1 protein-coding gene is annotated in these 253 nt (G+C 68.4%); it reads right to left on the bottom strand.

Annotation, left to right across the window (positions count from 1 at the left end; all coding sequences use genetic code 11):
- Positions 1-253: hypothetical protein (locus SB660_RS22315; protein ID WP_410584648.1), on the bottom strand; the 253-nt coding region annotated here is incomplete at both ends.

Raw genomic sequence — 253 nt, 5'->3', positions numbered from 1 at the left:
GCCGATGCCCAGCGCGTCGTGCAGGATCCGGCGCAGCTGCCGTTCGCTGATGCCCAACGTGCGCGCCGTCTGGGTGACGCTGTAGACCTGCAGCTGTTCAAGTGCCACGTGCAGCAGTTTCGATGCTGCGCGTGCGGCGCTGTTGCGCGCGGCGTAGGTCGAAACCGCGGCGTCCAACAGGCTACACGCGGCGTTGGCATCGGCAGCGCTGGCGAGCTGTTCCTGCAGCGCCTGCACCTTCGCGCGTGTCCAC

The organism is Bacillus sp. SIMBA_005 (genome assembly GCF_046535585.1).
GTDB classification, from domain to species: domain Bacteria; phylum Bacillota; class Bacilli; order Bacillales; family Bacillaceae; genus Bacillus; species Bacillus pumilus.
Note: the sequence above shows the minus strand (reverse complement) of the source record. Positions and strands in the feature narration are given on the sequence as shown.